General features: G+C 62.6%; 19 protein-coding genes. 15 read left to right on the top strand and 4 right to left on the bottom strand.

Features of this window, described 5'->3' with window-relative positions; genetic code table 11:
- Positions 1 to 385 precede the first annotated feature (385 nt).
- The 3 genes from P0Y65_09835 to P0Y65_09825 all read left to right on the top strand — a co-directional run bounded on the left by P0Y65_09835 (position 386) and on the right by P0Y65_09825 (position 5,138).
- Positions 386 to 1,837, top strand: coding sequence for a hypothetical protein (locus P0Y65_09835; protein ID WEK06519.1), 1,452 nt, complete (start codon positions 386 to 388; stop codon positions 1,835 to 1,837).
- A 219-nt stretch (positions 1,838 to 2,056) separates the two neighbouring features.
- Entirely contained in the window at positions 2,057 to 4,450 is a 2,394-nt protein-coding gene (locus tag P0Y65_09830; GenBank protein ID WEK06518.1) for an OmpA family protein, read from the top strand.
- Positions 4,451 to 4,628: 178 nt separating this feature from the next.
- The gene (locus P0Y65_09825; GenBank protein ID WEK06517.1) at positions 4,629 to 5,138 is read left to right on the top strand and encodes a hypothetical protein; all 510 of its coding nucleotides are present in this window, start codon (positions 4,629 to 4,631) and stop codon (positions 5,136 to 5,138) included.
- Here the strand turns inward: P0Y65_09825 and P0Y65_09820 are convergent.
- Entirely contained in the window at positions 5,135 to 6,073 is a 939-nt protein-coding gene (locus P0Y65_09820; protein WEK06516.1) for an alpha/beta hydrolase, read from the bottom strand. The genes P0Y65_09825 and P0Y65_09820 overlap by 4 nt on opposite strands.
- Positions 6,074 to 6,114: 41 nt before the next feature.
- The gene (locus tag P0Y65_09815; protein ID WEK06515.1) at positions 6,115 to 8,145 is read right to left on the bottom strand and encodes a lytic transglycosylase domain-containing protein; all 2,031 of its coding nucleotides are present in this window, start codon (positions 8,143 to 8,145) and stop codon (positions 6,115 to 6,117) included.
- Between the two features lie 262 nt (positions 8,146 to 8,407).
- On the opposite strand from P0Y65_09815, the gene dapA reads away from it, so the two are divergent.
- Positions 8,408 to 9,283, top strand: a complete 876-nt coding sequence (dapA, locus tag P0Y65_09810) for a 4-hydroxy-tetrahydrodipicolinate synthase (GenBank protein ID WEK06514.1) — start codon at positions 8,408 to 8,410, stop codon at positions 9,281 to 9,283.
- A 62-nt stretch (positions 9,284 to 9,345) separates the two neighbouring features.
- Entirely contained in the window at positions 9,346 to 9,843 is a 498-nt protein-coding gene (smpB, locus tag P0Y65_09805; GenBank protein WEK06513.1) for an SsrA-binding protein SmpB, read from the top strand.
- Positions 9,844 to 9,880: 37 nt separating this feature from the next.
- Here smpB and P0Y65_09800 read toward each other — a convergent pair whose 3' ends face one another.
- A complete protein-coding gene (locus tag P0Y65_09800) occupies positions 9,881 to 10,459 on the bottom strand; it encodes an NYN domain-containing protein (GenBank protein WEK06512.1) in 579 nt (192 codons plus the stop codon).
- Positions 10,460 to 10,707: 248 nt separating this feature from the next.
- Between P0Y65_09800 and rpoZ the strand changes: the two genes are divergently transcribed.
- The 10 genes from rpoZ to P0Y65_09750 all read left to right on the top strand — a co-directional run bounded on the left by rpoZ (position 10,708) and on the right by P0Y65_09750 (position 20,724).
- Complete coding sequence (gene rpoZ / locus P0Y65_09795) at positions 10,708 to 11,076, top strand: DNA-directed RNA polymerase subunit omega (GenBank protein WEK06511.1); 369 nt, start codon at positions 10,708 to 10,710, stop codon at positions 11,074 to 11,076.
- Between the two features lie 134 nt (positions 11,077 to 11,210).
- Complete coding sequence (locus tag P0Y65_09790) at positions 11,211 to 13,499, top strand: bifunctional (p)ppGpp synthetase/guanosine-3',5'-bis(diphosphate) 3'-pyrophosphohydrolase (protein WEK06510.1); 2,289 nt, start codon at positions 11,211 to 11,213, stop codon at positions 13,497 to 13,499.
- Complete coding sequence (gene pyrE, locus P0Y65_09785; GenBank protein ID WEK06509.1) at positions 13,486 to 14,076, top strand: orotate phosphoribosyltransferase; 591 nt, start codon at positions 13,486 to 13,488, stop codon at positions 14,074 to 14,076. The genes P0Y65_09790 and pyrE overlap by 14 nt, the downstream gene beginning before the upstream one ends.
- A complete protein-coding gene (gene acpS / locus P0Y65_09780; GenBank protein ID WEK06508.1) occupies positions 14,073 to 14,480 on the top strand; it encodes a holo-ACP synthase in 408 nt (135 codons plus the stop codon). The genes pyrE and acpS overlap by 4 nt, the downstream gene beginning before the upstream one ends.
- Positions 14,481 to 14,532: 52 nt before the next feature.
- Positions 14,533 to 15,339, top strand: coding sequence for a signal peptidase I (gene lepB / locus P0Y65_09775; GenBank protein ID WEK06507.1), 807 nt, complete (start codon positions 14,533 to 14,535; stop codon positions 15,337 to 15,339).
- Complete coding sequence (rnc, locus tag P0Y65_09770) at positions 15,336 to 16,055, top strand: ribonuclease III (protein WEK06506.1); 720 nt, start codon at positions 15,336 to 15,338, stop codon at positions 16,053 to 16,055. Before lepB ends, rnc begins: the two co-directional genes overlap by 4 nt.
- Entirely contained in the window at positions 16,052 to 16,975 is a 924-nt protein-coding gene (era, locus tag P0Y65_09765; protein WEK06505.1) for a GTPase Era, read from the top strand. Before rnc ends, era begins: the two co-directional genes overlap by 4 nt.
- Positions 16,976 to 17,125: 150 nt before the next feature.
- Positions 17,126 to 17,839, top strand: coding sequence for a DNA repair protein RecO (gene recO / locus P0Y65_09760; GenBank protein WEK06504.1), 714 nt, complete (start codon positions 17,126 to 17,128; stop codon positions 17,837 to 17,839).
- A gap of 228 nt (positions 17,840 to 18,067) precedes the next feature.
- On the top strand, positions 18,068 to 20,386 hold the full coding sequence (gene parC / locus P0Y65_09755) for a DNA topoisomerase IV subunit A (protein WEK06503.1): 2,319 nt from the start codon (positions 18,068 to 18,070) through the stop codon (positions 20,384 to 20,386).
- Positions 20,387 to 20,409: 23 nt separating this feature from the next.
- Entirely contained in the window at positions 20,410 to 20,724 is a 315-nt protein-coding gene (locus P0Y65_09750) for a Dabb family protein (protein ID WEK06502.1), read from the top strand.
- 136 nt (positions 20,725 to 20,860) lie between these two features.
- Here the strand turns inward: P0Y65_09750 and P0Y65_09745 are convergent, their stop codons facing one another.
- Entirely contained in the window at positions 20,861 to 21,850 is a 990-nt protein-coding gene (locus tag P0Y65_09745; GenBank protein WEK06501.1) for an endonuclease/exonuclease/phosphatase family protein, read from the bottom strand.
- Between the last annotated feature and the right edge of the window lie 53 nt (positions 21,851 to 21,903).

Here is a 21,903-nt window from a genome sequence, read left to right as displayed (position 1 = left end):
TACGCCGTCGGACGGATGCGTCCATGACCGTGGCGATCGCGCCGGATTTGCGCGCAAGATTTGTCTAAAATACCGTAGATCACCCGGTAACCCCAGCAAAACTCAGCAAATTTAACGGCGCGTTCAGAAAAGTTAACGAATGGTTTCGATCTGTGTGCTGAATCTGCAACAACAGCCCTGCAACCATATTCCTCGGCCGGCAAAACGGCTTTTGCGAGATTGCGTCAAATTTCGTCATGCGTAGAGTGGGTCTTGCGAATCCATGCATGGGATCGTTTGTCGGTCGCAGCGCGACGGCAACACACTGCACCACGATAGTGTGGTCGCGTTACGACAAACTGCTGGGCAACCGGCGCAAAGAATGACTGACTTTGGAGGTCAATTAATGAAACTCAAGAGCCTTATCCTCGGTTCTATCGCTGCTGCCGGTCTGTCGACCGCTGGCTTTGCTGCTGACCTGGGCGTCCTCACCTCGCTGGACGTTTGCGACGAACTCGGCCTGTCGGGCCTGACCATCTCGTCCGACACCAACTGCCTGCAGATCTCGGGCGGCATCACCTACCAGTTCAACTGGGGCAACTACAACGAGTCCGAAGTTATCGCCGGCACCGCAACTGACACCGTCAGTGCCGACGAAGACAGCGAATTCGCTGGCATCTCGAACAACGACTACGAGTCGCGCATCCAGTCATGGCTGAAGTTTGTTGGCACCCAGGGTTCGGACTTCGGTCCTGCCTCTGCTGTCATCAAGATCAAGCATGACGACCGCGTCCGCACCCGTAACGGCGGCTTTGGTTCGCTCGGCAGCGAAGCCCTCTCCACCGATGATGGCGTCATCCAGCGCGAAACCGGCAATGCCATCGTGATCGACGAAGCCTACGTCCAGGTTGGTGACACCACCGTCCTGACCGCGGGTAAGCGCGGTTCGATCTTCAACGAAGGCGACGACGAGCCCTTCAACTTCACCGGCCTGTTCGGTGCTGAAATCGCCGACGCTGGCGTCCTGAACGACGAAGCCGTCGACACGATCGCTCCCGAGCGTGGTGGCGAAGTCATCCAGCTCTGGACCAACATCGGTGAAGGCCTGATCGCCAAGATCGGTCTCGAAAACCTCGGCGGCGACGGCCCGACCCTGCTCGACGCACAGCGTCAGGGTACCCTGGTCGGCGTTCTCGACTATGCTGGTTCGGGCATCACCGCTCACATCAGCGGCGCCCTCGGCGGCATTCTCGACGGCGCCCAGAACGGCGGCGACACCTACATCATCCACACCGGTGCTACTGCAACCTTCGACAACTTCAAGGTTCGTGCTGCTGGTTCGTTCGGTGGCTTCTACGACGAAGGTTCGGTTGAAGGCTGGGGCAACTACTGGAATGCTCTGATTTCCGGCGAAGCCAACTTCGACATGTTCAAGATCGCTCTCTCGGCTGAAGCCGTCAACGTCAGCACCGACGCAGACGTCGACGCTGACACCGACTTCGGTTTCGGCGGCTCCGTTGGCGCCACCGTTGCTGAAGGCATCGAGCTGAACCTCGGCGGCCGTTACTTCAACGACGGTACCGACGGCGTTGCCGACGGCTACCAGGTTGCTCTGCAGCTCATCGCTGCCGTCACCGAAACCATCAAGGTCACCGGCGAAATCGGTGTCTATGGCCACGGTGCTGACGAAGCTCCGGCTGCCACCATCCGCAACGGCGGCGAATCCTACTCCGACTTCTACGCTTCGGCTGAACTCGGCTGGAACCCCGGCGGCGGCTTCTCCTCTTCGCTCGGCGCGAAGGTCCAGGAGAACGGCGCTTACAAGGTTACCTTCAAGGCTGCCAAGTCCTTCCAGTAATCCTCGGATTACTCTCGGATACGGAAAGGCCCGGCTCCCGCCGGGCCTTTCTGCTTCTTGGCGTGTGATTCTGCGTCTTTCACCCATGACGACGCGTCCATGCATGTGCTGCCATCAATAAGCCTCATGAAAACAGCCGCTTAGCCGCTCATTTTCCCTCCCCAAATCACCCGCAAATCATCTACCCTTTCCCCCATTGCGGACTGGATAGGATTTTCGATGATCAGGAATCTCATCAAATGGGTCGTGCCGGGACTGGTAACGGTACTCGGCGGCACAAGCCTTACTCTGGCGATGACATCGGCCGATATCGACCGGGACCTGAACGAGCGCAGCGGTGCGGCAATGGCCGCTGCCGGTTTCGACTGGGTCGAACTTGCTTTCCAGGGTCGTGACCTGACCCTCTCCGGCACGACCACCGATCGGGCCGTTCTGCAGGCCGCCATCACCCGGCTCGACGCGACATCCGGCGTTGGTCAGATCCGCAGTGACGTGACCTTTGCCCCCATGGCGAAACCCTATCTTTTCGAAGCGCGTGTAGCGGAGGAGGGCATCGACCTCACCGGCGGCGTGCCCGACGAGACAACCAGACGCCTGCTCGAGACAAAGAGCCAGAAGTCGTCCAGCATGCTGGAAATGCGCTCGGGCATGCCCGAGCGGACCGCTTTCGTCGCTGGCGCCAATTTTGCCATCGATAATCTCAAATATTTCGATCAGGGTGCCATCACGCTCAGCGACACCTCGCTTTCCCTGAATGGCCGGGCCGCCTCGGAAAAATCCTATCGCGACCTGCTGATCGTTATGCGGGCAGGGGCACCGGCCGGTCTCACATTGGGTGAGGTCAACATCGCACCGGCTTTGGTATCACCTTACCAATGGAGCGCCACCTTCGACGGCAAGACCATCGCCGTCACCGGCTTTGTACCCGATGACGCCAGCGCCGAGCGGCTGCGCACGGCCGAGGTCGGCGGCCTCCCGGTCTCCACCGGTCTCGCTCTCGGGTCAGGTGAACCACAAGGATTTTCAGCGCTATCCGAGCGTTTGCTAACTCAACTTGCGAGGCTCGAGTACGGATCTGTCTCGATAGATGGCGACACCAGTACCATCACCGGCGCACCGCCCTCGGTGGAAATCGCCCAAGCGGTGACGGAAGATTTGCAGAGTGCCAACAGCATCGTCACTCTTGAGGCACCGCGCATTGCCGACTATTGGATGAGCGCCAGCAAGCAGGCCAATTCTTCAATCGTCTTCGATGGTTACGCGCCCGACGAAGCCACGCGCACGGCGCTGGCCGAACACGCGAACGCCGATATTTCTTTCTTCAAGCTGGGTCGCGGCGCGCCGGAGCGTTATCAATCGGCCGTCGACTTTGGCCTTGATGCCCTAGACCAGATGAGAGAAGGCCGTTTTTCCCTGCGCGACAATGTCATGTCGCTCACCGGCCTGGCCTCTTCGACCGCCGACTACCGCACCCTTCTGGATCGACTAGCCGACGGCCCACCCCAGGGTCTGATCCTCGCCATGTCGGAAGTCCGGGCCCCCGCGGCCGCCGATTATTCCTGGTCCGCCAGCCTGTTGGACAATGGCGTGGTCGCCATGTCGGGTGATGTGCCGAGCGCGGAAATCGAGACGGCGCTGCTGGCCACTGCCGGTCCCGGCGCCACCACCAGCATGGTCTATGCGTCCGGTGAGCCGAGCAGTTTTGCAACCTCTGCCGAACTTGGACTGGGCATGCTGACCCTTCTGCAGGATGGCCGGGTCAGCCTTGATGACGGTGCCTGGACCATCACCGGCACCCCGGCCTCGCCCGCTGCCCGTAGCGAGATCGAAACCCGCTTCGCCGACCAGCAACTGGCGGCGGCCGGCTGGTCCATGGCGCTCGGCGAGCCTGTTTCCATAGCGGAATCAACGCCTGAACGTCCGCCCGCAACACCCGAGGCGGATTCGGCAATTCCCGAAGCCCCGGCCGTTGCCGTGACGCGTACGCCGATTGTGGTCGCCGAGCCTGCGCCGGAAGTAGCTGCCCCGCCTGCCGCGGAGGTGGCGCAGGTCGCCGCGCCGGACGGTGTTGATACACCAGTGACAGAACCGGAGCCTGAGACCCTGGCGATCGAACCGGCACAGCCCGTCGTGCCCGAGCCTGCACCGGAGGCCGCCGCGGCGCCGGCGCAACCCGAGCCGGTCGCGGCGCCAGAAATGGCCGAAACGCCCACCGCGCCGCAGCCAGTGCCATCATCCGATTTCGCTGCCTGCGCGGCGCCGGTCGCGCAATTTTCGGCCCGCAATGCCATTTTCTTCGGCTCGGGCGCCTCCAGCATCGCCGTGGAATCCAATGCGGCCCTGGACGAGTTGGCGATCGATCTCGCCGCCTGTCCGCAGGCGACGGTGCATATCGAGGGGCACACCGATACCGATGGCGACGACATGCAGAACATGGCGCTGTCGGTCGCGCGCGCAGAAGCCGTGGTCAATGCGCTGGTGCAGCGCGGCGTGGCGGCAGATCGGCTCTATGCCGTGGGCTATGGCGAAACCAAGCCCATCGCCGACAATGCCACCCCCGAAGGCAAGCGCATGAACCGGCGTATCGTGGTGACGGTCAAAGCAGGCGAGTGAGGCGTTTCGGCAGAAGTGGTCACCGCTTTTGCAGTTCAAAACGCGATAAGGAGATGCCAATGGATCTGGACGGTGTCGTCTACCTGATCGGTTTCTACTGGCCCTATCTGCTGGGCGCAGCGCTGATCGGCCTTGTGGTCGGCTGGCGCAGCTTCAGCGCGCCCAAGGTGTGAGCGACATGTTCAACGCTGCGCTGATGATCGAAACCGCCGTCCTGATCTTCGCCGCCTATCTGATTGGCTGCGTTATAGGATATGGTCTGCGCCGCGTGCTTTACGCAGCGCGCGGCACGCACCTAACTTCCCCTGTGGTCGTCGCGCCCAAGCCCGTCATAGCTCCAGCGCCAACCCCTGAATTGCGCCGGCCGCTCAGTCCCGCTGCCCATCTGGCAGCACGCGCCAACGAGCCGATCGATGAGCCAAAGCCGCTTGTCGCCAGACTGGTGGCGCGGCCACCGGCCCTGAGCACGCCGCGCAATGGCCGTGCAGATGACCTCAAGCTCATCAAGGGCATTGGCCCCAAGATCGAGGCCTCGCTCAATGGCCTTGGCATCCACCACTTCGACCAGATCGCCGGCTGGACAATCAAGGACGCCGACTGGATTGATGGCCAGCTCGCCTTCAAGGGCCGCGTTGCCCGAGAGGGCTGGGTGGAACAGGCCAGCAGGTTACTGAAAGCGGCGGCTTAGGCGGCCTTCCCCAAAGCCTTGGTGCTGATGCGGATGACGAATTCGGCCACTGCTTCGATCTCCTCGCGCTGATCGAAGAGGGCCGGCGAGCCCTGACCGGCTATGGTCAGAGCCGTAGCGTCGGGCCGTCGGCGGGTCATTTCATCGAAGGTTTCGCGGCGCAGCTGGTCGGTCAACTGGGTGCGCAGCAGCATCAGCGGCGCGCAGGTCAGCGCATCGAACAGCGGCCATTGCGCTGCGAGCACGTCATCGAAATTGATGCTGGCCAGCGCCGCAATCAGCCGCGGGTCATAAAGCGGGCGCGCGCGTCCGCGGCTGTCGAGCAGATGCGTGCGGCCCATCAATGTGCCGAGCCGCGCCTCGGGCAGGCCCGGATAGGTGCCACCGAGGATGCGCTTGAACCCGGCACCCACGATTCTGGCGCCGCGCAGCTTTTCGATATGCTCGACATTGTTGCGCAGCCGGACAATGCCGCGTGAATCCGTCACCGGTCCGGAATCGAGCAGGACAGTGCCAGCGATCAGCAGGGGATGCTGCGCCGCCAGCGCCATGCTCACCTGTCCGCCATGTCCCTGGCCCAGGATTACGGCACGGCCAATGCCGAGCGCGGCGATAATGGAAGCCACATCGCGCGCATCGGCCAGCGAGCTGTAGTCCTCGGCCCTCTGCCGATCATCGGCCCGTCCACGTCCCGGCAGGTCGATGAGCACCACTGGCCATTCGCCCCCGCCGGCGCGCCGGAAATAGGCCGCAAAATCGGAAAAATCGCTCATGTTGCGCTGATAACCGGGGATGCAGACGACCGGCAGGCGCCTGCTCGAAAGCGTGCCCGAGACATGCACCGCCGCGCGCAGTCCGGCCGCCAGCGTCACCATGGTGACGGGCAGGTCGGCGAAGGCGGGGTGGTCGGCGGGAACAGTTCTTTTGCGAGCCATGGCGGCAATCTACCCGTCAGAAGGCGTCAGGCAAGCCTGCTCTATCGAATTGTGCGCAGCGCCTGCTGCAGCGGCACCGGACTGTCGCCCAGCCGCTCGCGATAGACCAGATAATTGCCCAGCACGCGCTTCACATAGGTCCGCGTTTCCGAAAAGGGGATCAGTTCCACCCAGATCACCGGATCGACATTGTCGGCGCGCGGATCGCCATAGGCGGTGATCCACTTGCTGGCATTGCCCGGCCCGGCATTATAGGCCGCCGCCGCCAGCACCAGCGAGCCGCCATAGCGGTCGAGCTGCGTGCTGAGATAGGTCGAGCCCAGCAGCGCATTGTATTCCGCGTCACTCACCAGCCGGGCCGGCGAATAGTCGACACCCACCTTGCGCGCCACCTCCTGCGCGGTGCCGGGCATCAGCTGCATCAGCTGCATCAGCCCGCGCGCCCCGGCCGAGGAGACGGCATCGAGCTGGAACATGGATTCCTGTCGCACCACTGCATAGACCGCCGCGCGTTCCGCCGCGAGATCGGCCTCCGCCAGCCGTGCGTCCTGGGGGAAGCTGAAGATATCAAGCGGCGTGCCCCGCTGGTCGGCACTGGTGGCGATGGCAATGGCCACCTGATGCGCGCCGATCTCCTCGGCCAGCTGTGCCGCCAGCAGCAGCTCGCCGCCCTCGCTGAGCGTCGTGCCAAAATTGCGCAGCAGCGGCACGGCCAGCCGCGCCTGCCCGTTGCCGGCGAGGAGGCGCACGGCCCGCACCACGGGATTGGCGTTGAACACCGCTGCGTCCGGGCCAACGGCAGGCAAGGGGCGGATGCCGACACCGGCTTCACCCAGCTCGGTGCGCGCCAACTGCCCATAATAGACCGTGTTATATTGCGCAGCCACCGTCAGTGCGGCGCGGGCGGCGTCGATGTCGCCCAGCTTCACCTCGGCCCGCGCCAGCCAGTAATTGGCCTGGCTGATACTGTCGGGCAGGGTGGTGTGCTTGGTCAGCTCGGTGAAATGGCCCTTTGCCGCCGCCGCGTCGTCGAGGAAGGCTAGTGCGATCCAGCCGGCATGGAACAGCGCATCGACCATGCGCGCTTCCGGGCCGTCCGTATAGCCAGCCGCTGCGCGATAGGCCAGTTCGGGATAGCCGACATCGAGCAGCTTGCGCACCAAGATGCGCCGCTCATACCACCATTCATCGGCGTCGATCAGCTCCGCCGGCGCCTTGTCGAGCCAGCTGACGGCGCTGTCCCAGAGTTCGAACTGCCGGGCGCGTTGCGCGCGCGAGAAGATGTAAACCGCATTGCCCCGCAGGCTCGGGTCGACTTTGTCGAGCAGGGCCTTGGCATCGGCATCATTGCGCGACACGGCCGCCCGCGCCACGATTAGCGATGTCTGAGCCTCCGACAGATGCGGCAACAGCCGCTCGCTGCCGCGCGCCCGATCATGCATCATCAGGTGCATGGCCCGCGCCCAATGCGCATCCCGATCGAGCAGGCTGCCCAGCTTCGCCTCGACCCTGGCCTCCTGCACTTCGGTCAGGAAGTTCTCCGTCCAGATGCTGCGCGTCAGCGTCGTCGCCCGCTCGGTTTCGCCCTGCGCCAGTAGGGCGCCCGCCAGCAGGATTTGCGCGTCTATCGTGCCCGGCGTGGCATCGCCAAGCACATCGGCAATGGTCGCCTCACTGGCCTCGTCCCTGGTCAGCGATTGCTCGATGCGGGTGCGATAAAAGCTCGCCGGCGCGAAATCGGGCGCTTCGGTCGCAAAGGTGCGGATGGCTTCGAAGTCGATCTTGCCGCTGTTGAACTGAATGGCTGCCCACTGGATCGCCTTGCGCTCGACCTCGTTGGCCAATTGTCCCGCTTCGGCAAAGGCCGCCACCGGATCGCCATCGACCAGGGTCTTGAGCGCAGCGCGAAATCCGGCGCTACCCTTGTCGTCGATCGCGGGCGTGGCAACACCCGTCGCCACCGAACCGGTTGTGACCATGTCGACAGTTTCATTGGCCATCGCAGGGCTGGGGGCAGGGCCAACAAGGCCCAGCAGCGCTGCGATGAAGCCGGCCCGCAGGCGCTGCATCATCTCGCGTCTCGCTCTCGGCAATCGGGCTGTGCGCCGTCTTGCATCACGCTTGCCACCAATCCTTGCGGTTAACTCCAGGTTACCCGCGTCGGGGTAAACAGGATGTTGCCGATCCATCGGCATCGCGGCTGCGCCGCAACAAACCGTTGTGATGCGGCCCGATAAAAACTATGGTGCGGCCCGTTCAAGGACCCGTTCGCACGGTCTATGCCATCAAGCCACGGCTGAACTGTGGCGCTCCCAACCTGAGGAAATTTCGACAATGCTGCGAGGATCGATTACGGCGCTCATCACTCCCATGCTCAATGGGAATGTCGATGAGAAAGCCTTCGGCAGCTTTGTCGACTGGCAGATTGCCGAGGGCAGCCATGGTCTGGTGCCTGTCGGCACCACCGGCGAAAGCCCCACCGTCAGCCACGAAGAACACCGCCGCGTGGTGGAAATCGCCGTCGAGACCGCCAACAAGCGCGTCCCGGTGATTGCCGGCGCTGGCTCCAATTCCACCGCCGAGGCCGTGGAACTGGCTAGGTTCGCCGAAAAGGCCGGTGCCGATGCCGTCCTCACCATCGTGCCCTATTACAACAAGCCCAACCAGGAGGGCATGTTCCAGCACTTCTCTGCTGTGGCCAGGGCCGTGGGCATTCCCGTCATTCTCTATAGCGTGCCGGGCCGTACCGTGGTCGACCTGACCGTCGATACCATCGCCCGCCTGCATGAAGCCCATTCCAATATCGTCGGCGTCAAGGATGCGACGGCTGATCTCGGCCGGGCCAGCCTGCAGCGCGACAAGCTCGGCAAGGACTTCATCCTCCTCTCGGGCGAGGACATCACTGCGCTTGCCTTCAACGCCCATGGCGGCCACGGCTGCATTTCGGTGACGGCCAATGTGGCGCCGCGCCTCTGTGCCGAAATGCAGGACAAGTCGCTGGCGGGTGATTTCAAGGGTGCGCTCGAAGTGCAGGACAAGCTCGTGCATCTGCACAAGAATCTGTTCATCGAGCCCAATCCGACCGCCGCGAAATATGCGCTGAGCCGCCTTAACCGCTGCGCCAACGAACTGCGCCTGCCACTGGTGCCGATCTCCCGACAGACGGAAGAGGCCGTGGACTTTGCAATGCGCCACGCAGGTCTTATCTAAGAGAGCATCGAGCGAAAAAGTGGGTACCGGTTTTTCGCGCCGGAGATGCGTCTAGGAAATTTATGGCTCCCAAGAACGACAAAGCGAAAAACGGTGTGATCAGCCACGGTCTCGTGGCTGAAAACCGCCGCTCGCGCTATGACTACGAAATCGGCGAGACGCTCGAAGCCGGCATCGTGTTGTCCGGCACCGAGGTCAAGTCACTGCGCCTTGGCAAGGCGCAGATCACCGAATCCTATGCCTCGCCCGAACGTGGCGAGCTCTGGCTGATCAACGCGCACATTCCCGAATATCTTCAGGCCAACCGCTTCAACCATGAGGAAAAGCGTCCGCGCAAACTCCTGGTGTCGAAAAAGCAGCTGGCCCATCTTGACCAGGAAGTGGCCCGCGCCGGCAATACCATCGTGCCGCTGAAGCTCTTCTTCAACGACCAGGGTCGCGCCAAGCTTTTGATCGGTATCGGCAAGGGCAAGAAGAATTACGACAAGCGCGCCACCGAGCGCGATCGCGACTGGAACCGCGACAAATCCCGCATCATGAAAGAGGGCGGGCGAGGCTAGAAATCAAAAACCCGCGGTGCGAGCCGCGGGTTTTGTTTTAGTGCTCGTCGGAGGTGACCGGCGCGGGCGCCGGGGCAGGGCGAGTGCTGGGCGGACGGCCGACCGTCTTGGCGAGGTCCGCGATATCGATGAAGAAATCGGCCTGGCGCCGCAGGTCGTCCGAAATCATCGGCGTGGAAGTGGTCAGCGTCGACACCACGGTCACCCGCTTGCCCTTGCGCTGCAGCGCCGCAACGAGCGCGGTGAAGTCGCCATCGCCGGAAAACAGCACCATGTGATCGTAGTGCGGGGCGAGTTCGAGCGCATCGACGCAGAGCTCGATGTCCATGTTGCCCTTCACCTTGCGTCGGCCCATGGCATCGGTGAATTCCTTGGCCGGCTTGGTGATGACATTGAAGCCATTGTAGTCCAGCCAGTCGATCAGCGGCCGGATCGAGGAATATTCCTGATCTTCGACGAGCGCTGTGTAGTAGTTGGCGCGCAGCAGATAGGCCCGCGCATTGAAATCGGCGAGCAGGCGGCGGTAATCGATGTCGATCCCGATGGCCTTCGATGTCGCGTAGAGGTTCGCTCCGTCGATAAACAGAACGATCTTTTCCCTATTATCAATGGGCATCTCAGTCTCCCAGACGCTCAACCCGTCTGAAGGTTTGCCGCTGCCGAAGCGGCTTAAAAGGCCTTAATTAAATTCTGCCGCGAAACTTAATTGACTATCCTATTCGCACGTTTCCAGAAATCGGGCAAGAGAGCCTAACATTACCGATACGTAGGGTAGGGATGACAATCCGGTTACACCCCTAGCCTTGTGCTGAAGGGATTGGTCGTGTAGAGGGAGCGTTCATTCCATCCGTTTTGGAGACGTTCGTGGCACGCGTCACCGTTGAAGACTGCATCGAAAAGATCGAAAACCGCTTCGATCTCGTTCTCATGGCCGCGCACCGTGCGCGCATGATCTCGTCTGGCGCGCAGATCACCGTCGCCCGCGACAACGACAAGAATCCCGTGGTTGCCCTGCGTGAAATCGGCGATGGCGCCATTTCGCCAGACGACCTGCGTGAAGATCTCATCCACTCGCTGCAGAAGTATGTGGAAGTTGACGAGCCCGAAGAGCACGCCGCTCCGCTGATCGAAAGCGCCAACGGCGACGACTCGATCAACTTCGACACGATCAGCGAAGAAGAACTGCTGCGCGGCATCGAAAGCCTCGCACCACCAGAGCGTCGCGACGATTAAAGATCGGCCTTGTGCCTGTCAGCACCCTCGGCGCAAGCCGGGGGTGTTTTGCTTTGCGGCAAGGCGCGTAGCGCCCTTTCCATTTTGCGGCAAACCGCTAAGGTCAACTCTTAATCGAGCGGCGACTACCTTCCATGATGCGTCAATACGAGCTTGTCGAACGCGTTCAGGCCTATAACCCGAACGCCGACGAAGCGCTTTTGAACAAGGCCTATGTCTATGCCATGCAAAAGCATGGCTCGCAGAAGCGCGCCTCCGGCGACCCCTATTTCAATCATCCGCTCGAAGTCGCGGCCATCCTGACCGAGCTCAAGCTCGACGATGCCTCCATCGCCGTTGGCCTGTTGCACGACACCATCGAGGATACCGACGCCACCCGCGCCGAAATCGACCAGATGTTCGGCTCCGAGATCGGCGCCATCGTCGATGGCCTGACCAAGATCGAGCGGCTCAATCTCGTCTCGCGCGAAGAGGCCCAGGCCGAGAACCTGCGCAAGCTCCTACTGGCCATCAGCCAGGACGTCCGCGTGCTGCTGGTCAAGCTCGCCGACCGCCTGCACAACATGCGCACCCTGCAATACATGCCGCCCGAAAAGCGGACGCGTATCGCCCAGGAGACCATGGATATCTATGCCCCGCTCGCCGGCCGCATGGGTATGCAGGACATGCGCAACGAGCTGGAAGACATCTCCTTCAAGATCCTCCAGCCCGATCACTACGAGGCCATCACTGCCCGCCTCGACGAAATGCAGGCCGAATATCGCGAGACCATTTCGACCATTTCGACCGAACTCAGCGAACGGCTGGCGATGGAAGGCATCACCGCCCGCGTCAAGGCGCGGGTGAAATCGCCTTATTCGATCTTTTCCAAGATCGAGCGCAAGTCGATTGCGCTGGAACAGCTCTCCGACATGATCGGCTTCCGCGTCATCGTCAATTCGATCGACGAATGCTACCACACGGTGGGCGTGGTCCACACCAAGTGGAAGGTCGTGCCCGGTCGCTTCAAGGACTATATCTCGGTCCCCAAGCACAATGACTACCAGTCGATCCACACCACCATCGTCGGCCCCGGCCGCCAGCGCGCCGAACTGCAGATCCGTACCGAGGACATGGATCGCGTCGCCGAATTCGGTATCGCCGCCCACGCTCTCTACAAGGATGGCGCCTCGGCCGATCTCAGCCGCATCGAAAACGAGAGCCATGCCTATGGCTCGCTGCGCCAGACCATCAGCCACCTGACCACCGGAAATTCCTCGACCGAGGACTTTCTCGAATATACCAAGCTGGAACTGTTCCAGGACCAGGTGTTCTGCTTCACCCCGCGCGGGCGCCTGATCGCCCTGCCGCGCGGCGCAACGCCGATCGACTTCGCCTATGCCCTGCATACCGACATCGGCGACACCACGGTCGGCGCCAAGATCAACGGCTCCATCCTGCCGCTCGTCACGCAACTGCGCTCGGGTGACGAAGTGGAAATCATCCGCGATCAGAACCACGTGCCGCCGATGAACTGGCTGGGCATTGCCGCCACCGGCAAGGCCCGTGCGGCCATCCGCCGGTCGGTACGCCACGCCGCCACCCAGCGCGCCTTCTCGCTGGGCGAGCACGTGCTCAACATGATGCTCGAGCGCGAAGGCGTCATGCTCGACGACGCCGAGGCCAAGGCCCTGGCTGAAGCGCTGGGGTCGCCCGGTCGCCGCGAATTGTTGATTGCCGTGGGCGAGGGCAAGATCGGCTCCGAGCCGCTCGGCGTCGAACTCGCCCGTATCAAGGGCCTGCGCAAGCGCCGCCGCAAGCTCGACCTGCCGGTCGCAGACACCGCCGATGGCTGGTTCGCCCTGCGCTCGACCGATCTCTTCCGCTTCCGCGTGCCCGGCGGCCAACGCTCCGGTCCGCGCGCCAAGACGGCTTTGGCCCAGCTTGATTTCCACATGCCCGTCTCGGTCTCGGGGGAGGGCGTCGTGCCGGGCGATCGCCTCGTCGGCATCCTCCAGCCCGATTCACCCATGCTGGTCTATCCGATCCATTCGGAAGCCCTCATTGACATGCATGACAGCGACGTGGCCTGGGTCGATGTGCGCTGGAACATCAAGAGCCAGGATGACAAGCTCTATCCTACGGTGATCACCATGGAGAGCGTCAACAAGCCCGGCTCGCTGGCGCAGATCTCCTCGGCCATCGCGGCCTGCGAGGCCAACATCAACAATCTGGTGATGCGCATGATATCGCCCGACTTTCACCAGATGATCTTTGAAATCGAGGTGCGCGACCTTGCGCAACTGACCGATGTTCTGGCAACGCTCAAGCGCAGTCCCGGCCTTTCCGCCGTCCAGCGCGCCGGGCTGCGCGAGACGGGCATGATTTCGACGCTCGAATGGGACGGCAAGGTAGACCGGAGATTTGTTGATGACGAAAGATGAAGTGCTGGCTATTTTCCGCGAATGCGGCGCCATGCTGGAAGGCCATTTCATCCTGTCCTCGGGCCTGCGCTCGCCCGTCTTCCTGCAGAAGGCACGCGTGTTCCAGTATGCCCACCAGACCGAAAAGCTCTGCAAGGCGCTGGCTGAACGCATCAAGGCCGAATTCCCGGGCGTAACCAAGGTCGTCTCGCCCGCTATCGGCGGCATCATCCCCGGCTACGAAACCTCGCGCCATCTCAATGTGCCCGCCCTCTATACCGAGCGCGTCGACGGCAAGTTCGAACTGCGCCGCGGCTTCGAGATCGAGCCGGGTGACCAGGTCGTCGTGGTGGAAGACATTGTCTCCACCGGCCTCTCGATCCGCGAATGCGTGGAATCCCTGCGCGCCATCGGCGCCAATGTGGTCGCTGCCGCCTGCCTGATCGACCGCTCAGCCGGCGAGGCCGATGTCGGCGTGCCCCTGGTGCGGCTGATCGAATTCAAGGTCCCCGCCTATCCGGCCGATGCCCTGCCACCCGAACTGGCCGCCATTCCGGCCGTCAAGCCCGGCAGCCGCGGCATCCAGGGTGTGAAATGATTGTCGGCCTGGGCTCGGACCTGATCCAGATCCACCGGATCGCCGAGACGCTGGACAAATATGGCACGCGCTTCACCGAGCGCTGCTTCACCGAGATCGAGCAGCAGAAGTCCGATCGCCGCGCCGAACGCGCCGCCTCTTATGCCAAGCGCTTCGCCGCCAAGGAGGCCATGTCCAAGGCGCTCGGCACCGGCATTTCCTGGGGCGTCTACTGGCGCGACATGGGCGTGGTCAATCTGCCCTCCGGCAAGCCGACCATGAAGCTGACCAATGGCGCGGCAAAAGCGCTGGCCCGCCTTGTGCCCAAGGGCCACGAGGCCCACATCCACCTCACCATCACCGACGACGCCGGGCTCGCACAAGCCTTCGTTATCGTCGAAGCGCTGCCAATCCCTGGCAATTGACCGGGCGCTTACAAACGCCTAACGCTTCGGCACCGTATTTCCGGGGAAATTCATGAGCCAGCCCGCCGACAAGTCCATCAAGAAGTCTGCCGCGAGCGAATGGTGGGAAACCATCGTCGTGGTGGTCGAGGCACTGCTGATCGCCATCGTGCTGCGCTCCTTCCTCTACCAGCCCTTTTCCATCCCCACCGCCTCCATGCAACAGACCATGATGATCGGCGACTATTTCGTCGCCAACAAATTCGTCTGGGGCTATGGCAAGCATTCCTTCTCGCTGGGCCGCTATGGCGACTTCAGCCTGCTCGACTTCGAACTGCCGATCAACAACCGCATCTTCGGTCGCGAGCCCAATCGCGGCGACATCGCCGTTTTCCGCCCGGTGCCGCAGAACATCGAATATATCAAGCGCGTTGTCGGCCTGCCCGGCGACACCATCCAGATGCGCGAAGGCCGCCTCTATATCAACGGCACCATGATCGAGCGCGAGGAAATCGGTAAAGCCCAGGATACCGATAGCGAAGGCCGCACCGTGGAAGTCACCGTCTATCGCGAGACTTTCCCGGAAGGCACCAACCACATCATCCAGGAAATCTCCGACACCGGCGGCCTCGACAACACCTCCGAATATGTCGTGCCGGCTGGCCACTACTTCATGATGGGCGATAACCGCGACCGCTCCGCCGATAGTCGTGTGCTGAGCCAGGTCGGCTATGTGCCCGCCGTCAACCTCATCGCCAAAGCCGAAGCGCGCTTCTTCTCGATCAAGGACAACCTGCCGCCCTGGCAGCTCTGGCAGTGGCCGGCCAATGTCCGCTGGGACCGGATGTTCCAGGGCGTCGATACCCAGCACGTTCCATGAGCCGTTCCGCGCGCAATTATGAAAAACTCCAGTTCCGGCTCGGCTACAAGTTTGCCGATCCGGACCTGCTGCATCGCGCGCTGACCCATTCCAGCGCGCTCTCGCCCGCCAGGCGCATCGAGCGCTCCTACCAGCGCCTCGAATTCCTCGGCGATCGCGTCCTCGGCCTTGTCGTCGCCGACATGCTCTATCGCCGCTATCCCAAGGCCAATGAGGGCGAGTTGAGCCGTACGCTGAACACGCTGGTGCGCAAGGAAACCTGCGCCATCATCGCCCGCACCCTGGGCCTTGGTCCCGAAATGGTGCTCGGTGACAGTGAAGCCCGCACCGGCGGTGCCGAAAAGGAAGCCATTCTCGGCGACGTCACCGAAGCGGTCATCGGCGCCATCTATACCGATGGCGGCATGGGCAAGGCCTATGAATTCGTCGAGCGCATGTTCGCCGAATTCCTGATTGATGGTTCCGCCAACAAGGCCGATGCCAAGACGACGCTGCAGGAATGGGCCCAGGCCCGCGGCCTCGAACCACCCACCTATACCCAGACCGACCGCCGTGGACCCGACCACGCTCCCGAATTCACCATCACTGTCACCCTCGGGGATTTCGAACCGCTCAGCGCCACCGGCCCTTCCAAGAAGATCGCCGAGCACAAGGCCGCCGAACTGTTCCTGATTGCCCAGAAGGTGTGGCAGGAAACCAAAAGTGAAAACGCATGACCTCTCCTGAAGAACTCACCGACACCTCCTGCGGCTTCATTGCCCTCGTCGGCGCCCCCAATGCCGGCAAGTCCACGCTGCTCAATTCGCTGGTGGGCACGAAAGTCTCCATCGTCACCCACAAGGCGCAGACCACCCGCAGCCAGGTGCGCGGAGTGGTGACGCTCGACAAGGCGCAACTCGTCTTCATCGACACGCCTGGCATCTTTGCCCCGAAACGCCGGCTCGACCGCGCCATGGTCGATAGCGCCTGGGGCGGGGCAGGGGACGCCGATATCGTCGCCCTGATCGTCGACGTCGACCGCGGCCTGACCCCGGAACTCGAAAAGCTCGTTGAGGGTCTGGAAAACATAAACCACCCGCGCATCCTCATCCTCAACAAGATCGACACGGTCAAGAACGAGGAACTGCTGAAGCTGTCCGAGACGATCAACGAGAAGCTGCGCTTCGAGGCCACCTTCATGATTTCGGCGCTCAAGGGCTATGGCGTGCAGGATTTCATCGACTGGTGCGTCAAGCACCTGCCGCCCGGTCCCTGGCACTTCCCCGAGGATCACCTCACCGACCTCACCATGGCGATTACCGCCGCCGAAGTAACGCGCGAAAAACTCTTCCTGCGTGTCCACGACGAGATTCCCTATAATTCCACCGTCGAGACCGAGAGCTTCAAGATCCAGAAGGACGGCTCCTACAAGATCGACCAGGTGATCTATCTCTCGCGCGAGAGCCACAAGAAGATCGTGCTCGGCGCCGGCGGTCAGACCATCAAGGCCATCGGCGCGGAATCGCGCAAGGAACTGATGGACATGTACGAAGTGCCGATCCATCTCTTCTTGTTCGTGAAAGTCCGCGAAAAGTGGAGCGACGACCCGGAACGCTACCGCGAAATGGGCCTGGAATTCCCGCACGAGAAGAAGTGAGATCGAGTGCCCGACCTCGTGGTTCGAGGCTCGCTCCGCTCGCACCTCACCATGAGGTCTCAATTTGTCCTGCGCTATCAGTAGCCCTCATGGTGAGGTGCGAGTTCTTACGAGCCTCGAACCACCAGGGTGTGGCACAGAGTTAGCGACATGGAATGGACCGCTGAAGCCCTGCTTATCGGCACGCGCCGCCACGGCGAGAGCAGCGTCATTGCCGAGGCCATGGTCGCTGGCCACGGCCGCTGCGCGGGCCTCGTCCGTGGCGGCCGCTCACCAAAGCTCGCCGCCGCCCTTCAGCCCGGCAACACGCTCCAGCTCACCTGGCGCGCCCGGCTCGAAGACCAGCTCGGCATCTTCTCGGTCGAACTGCTCCACGCCCGCGCCGCCGAACTGATCGCCGACCGCACGCGGCTCTATCTCAGCCAGACCGTCTGCGAACTGCTGCACCTCCTGCCCGAACGCGATCCGCATGACCGCCTGCTTGGCATGGCCGTCCGCCTGATCGACGCCAATCCGCCCGATGGCGCCGCCTTCGCCAAATTCGAACTGGCCCTGCTCGACGACCTCGGCTTCGGCCTCGACCTCACCACCTGCGCGGCCACCGGCGCGACCGAGGACCTCACCCACGTCTCGCCAAAATCGGGCCGCGCCGTCTCCCGCGAGGCCGCGCAACCCTACCTCGATCGCCTCCTGCCCCTCCCCAGCTTCCTTGCCGGGAGAGGCAACGCCTCGCCCCATGCGGTAGGCGATGCCCTGCGGCTGACGGGGCATTTCCTCGATGCCCATGTCTGGAGCCAGAGACAAATCGCACGACCGCCAATGCGGGATGTGCTGATCGAGGAATTCGAGCGGGACGGGGAGTAAGGATACCCCCACCTAACCTCCCCCTGAAAAGGGGGAGGGACCCGGCCGGTGGGTTTGACTAGATCATGCCAAAAACGCGATCTGTCCCTCCCCCTTTTCAGGGGGAGGCTAGGAGGGGGTACTCCTCATATTTCCCCCATAACCCGTGCAAAACCACGCCTTTCCGCCCGCTTGCGCCCAAATTTCCTATAATGCTTTCCTGATTCGTTCTCCCGGAATGCGTGGCCTATGTCTGATAGCGATACCCTCCCGCCTGCCGACGACCAGCGCGTCGTCGATCTCAAGCAGGCCATCGAGGAGCGGTACCTCTCTTACGCGCTGTCGACCATCACCCAGCGCGCCCTGCCGGACGTGCGCGATGGGCTCAAGCCCGTGCATCGCCGCATCATCCACGCCATGCGCCTGCTCAAGCTCGATCCGGGCCAGGGCTACAAGAAGTCCGCCCGTATCGTCGGCGACGTGATCGGTAAGTTCCATCCCCATGGCGACGCCTCGATCTATGACGCGCTGGTGCGCCTGGCGCAGGATTTTGCCCTGCGCTATCCGCTCGTCGACGGGCAGGGCAACTTCGGCAATATCGACGGCGATAGCGCCGCCGCCATGCGATACACAGAATCCCGCATGACCGACGTGGCGACGCGCCTGCTGGAAGGCATTGGCGAGAATGCCATCGACTTCAAGCCGACTTACGATGGCGAAGACGAAGAGCCCGTCGTCCTGCCCTCCAACTTCCCCAACCTTTTGGCCAATGGCTCCACCGGCATTGCGGTGGGCATGGCGACGTCCATCCCGCCGCACAATGTGGTGGAGCTCTGCAATGCGGCGCTGAAAATCATCCAGCAGCCCGACATTGCCGTGTCCGAATTGCTGCACCGTCTGCCCGAGGGCGTGACGCGCGAAACCGACGTGCCCAGCATGGATGACCTGATCCGCGGGCCCGATTTCCCGACCGGCGGCATCATGGTGGAATCGGCCTCCTCCATCGCCCATTCCTACCAGACCGGCCGTGGCTCCTTCCGCGTCCGCGCCAAGTGGGAGATCGAGGAAAGTGCCCGCGGCGTCTATCTGATCGTCGTCACCCAAATTCCTTATGGCATCCAGAAGTCGCGCCTCGTCGAAAAGATCGCCGAACTGCTGTTGGCCAAGAAGCTGCCGCTGCTCAAGGACGTGCGCGACGAAAGCTCCGACGACATCCGCCTCGTGCTCGAGCCGCGCGCCCGCACCGTCGATGCCGTCATCCTGATGGAACAGCTGTTCAAGACCACCGATCTTGAAACGCGTTTCCCGCTCAATCTCAACGTGCTCGACAAGGGCGCCGTGCCCAAGGTGATGAGCCTGGCCCAGGCTATCAAGGCCTGGCTGGAGCATCGCAAGGAAGTGCTGGTCCGCCGCTCGACGCATCGGCTCGAACAGATCGCCCACCGGCTGGAAGTCCTCGCCGGCTATATCATCGCCTATCTCAACCTCGACGAGGTGATCCGCATCATCCGCGAGGAGGACGATGCCAAGGCCAGCCTGATGGCGACCTTCGAGCTCACCGACGTTCAGGCCGAAGCCATCCTCAACATGCGCCTGCGCTCCCTGCGCAAGCTCGAGGAAATCGAACTCCGCAAGGAACATGCCGACCTGACCGAGGAACAGGGCCAGCTCAATGCGCTGCTCGCCTCCGACAAGCGGCAATGGGGCAATATTTCCAAGGAAATCGAGGCGCTGAAGAAGGCCTATCCCTTCTTCAACGCCGATGGCACGCCCCACGCTCTGGGCGCCCGCCGCACCATTCTCGGCTCGGCCTCCAATGCCGATCTGACCGAAGTCACCGAAGCCTTCATCGAGCGCGAGCCGATCACAGTCATCCTCTCCGAAAAAGGCTGGATCCGCGCCCCGCGCGGCCATGCCGTGGAAGTCAATGACGACAAGGGCTTCAAGGCCGGCGATCGCCTGAAGCTTTCGATCAAATGTGAGACCACCGACAAGCTGCTGATGCTGACCACCGGCGGCAAGGTTTATACTCTCGCCGGCGACAAGCTGCCCGGCGGGCGCGGCCAGGGCGAGCCGGTCCGCATCATGGTCGATATCGAGGAAGGCCAGGATATCGTCGATATCTTCGTCTACAAGCCGGGCAGCAAGCGCATCATCGCCTCGACCACGGGCTATGGCTTCATCGTCGGCGAAGACGACATGATCGCCAATACCCGCAAGGGCAAGCAGATCCTCAACGTCACCGCGCCGGCCGAGGCAGCCCTGCTGGTGCCGCTCAATGGCGATCGCGTCGCCATCATCGGGCAGAACCGCAAGCTGCTGGTCTTCCCGCTCAGCCAGCTGGCCGAAATGGGTCGCGGCAAGGGCGTGCGCCTGCAGCGCTACAAGGACGGCGGCATTTCCGACCTGAAGACCTTCTACGCAGCCGATGGCCTGACCTGGCAGGACTCTTCGGGCCGCACCTATAGCAAGCCGATGGAAGAGCTGACCGACTGGCTGGGCGATCGCGCCACCGCCGGCCGTCAGCCCCCCAACGGCTTCCCGCGGAATAACAGGTTCGTGGGGTAACATTCGGCGGGGAGGCCGAAAAAATGATCCGTCACTGCGTCTTCGTAAAATTCCGCTCCGGCGTCAGCAAGGATGAGCGGGCCGAGATTTACGCCGGCCTCGCCGCGCTGGTTGGCCAGGTCGACGGCCTGATCTCCGCCGACTTTGGCCCCAACGTGTCGCCCGAGGGCCTGGCACAGGGGTTCAACGACGGTTTCATCATGGACCTCGCGGACGAAGCCGCGAGGGATCGCTACCTTGCCGACCCTGCCCACAAGGCCGCTGGCGCCCGCCTGGTCGCCGCCCTCGAAGGCGGGAGAGACGGGCTGATCGTCTTTGATCTCAAGGTCGAAAAATAGTGCCACGCCCTCGTGGTTCGAGGCTTTGCAATGCAAAGCATCTCACCATGAGGGCTGTTGATATATAGAGCTCGCAGTAGCCCTCATGGTGAGGTGCGAGCTCTTGCGAGCCTCGAACCACGAGGGCGTGCACCGGTCATTGTATAGAAAAATCAAACACGACCGGCAGGTGATCGCTCGCCGTCGGTCGTCCGGTGCGGATGTCATGCACCACCACCCCGCCGCGCGTCATCACATGGTCCAGCGGCAGGAAGGGCAGGGTGTCGCGCCAGGCGCCCAGATAATACCAGCTCATCGGGAAGGTCAGCATGTTGAGCGTTTCCCGCACCAGCCCATTGCGCGAGACGAAATCGCGCAGCGCGTAGGACCAGGCCGTCGAGTTGAAGTCGCCGGCCAGGATCACCGGACCCTCGATCGTATCCAGCACTTCTGACAGCGCGCCCAGCTGCTCATGCTGACGCGAAACCGGGATCGGCCAGTCCATATGGGTGGTGATGACGGTGAACTGGTCGCCGTCCGGCTCGGCGAACTTGGCGATGATATGGGCGGTGCGCGCCGTGCCATAGGCATTGTCCGGGCAGGCGCCATCCATCTCCTGCTCGAAGGGAATGCGCGAATATAGGCCCAGGTTCGCCCGCTTGCCGCCCCGACAATGCACGAAATAGGGATAGCGGCTCACCAGCAGCGGGTGCAGATCCGTCGACTGCTCGCCGAAATACTCCTGGAAGACGATGATGTCGGGATCCTCGGCCAGAATGGCGCCGGTGACCTTTTCCATCTCGTAATTCATGCCGAAAAGGTTATGCGTCATCATCCGCACCGTGCCGCTCGCCGGCGCCGCCGGACGCGGCTGCATGGCGGCAAATGTCTCGGGCAGCATGACATTGGCCGAAGCGGCAAAGCCGACAAAGCCAAAGATCAGCGCCGCACTGCGCCACCAGCCGCGCAGGGTGACCGCCAGGATCGGCAGCGCCACGAGCGTCCCGGGCAGCAGGAAGATCTGCGCGTGGTTGAACAGATCGAACACCGGCACGGCAAAGCCGAACAATGCCAGCACCGACAGCGTCACCACGCCCAGGGCGCCCAGAACAAAGCCCAGCCGGATCAGCTTGAAAAGAAAGGACATGGGCAGGCTCGGGGAGGAAAAAGAGTGAGGCGATCTGGCCGAGACTTATGGCG

This window comes from Candidatus Devosia phytovorans (assembly GCA_029202405.1).
Lineage (GTDB): Bacteria > Pseudomonadota > Alphaproteobacteria > Rhizobiales > Devosiaceae > Devosia > Devosia phytovorans.
The sequence above is the reverse complement of the archived record's forward strand: the minus strand, read 5'-3'. Positions and strand labels throughout refer to the sequence as shown.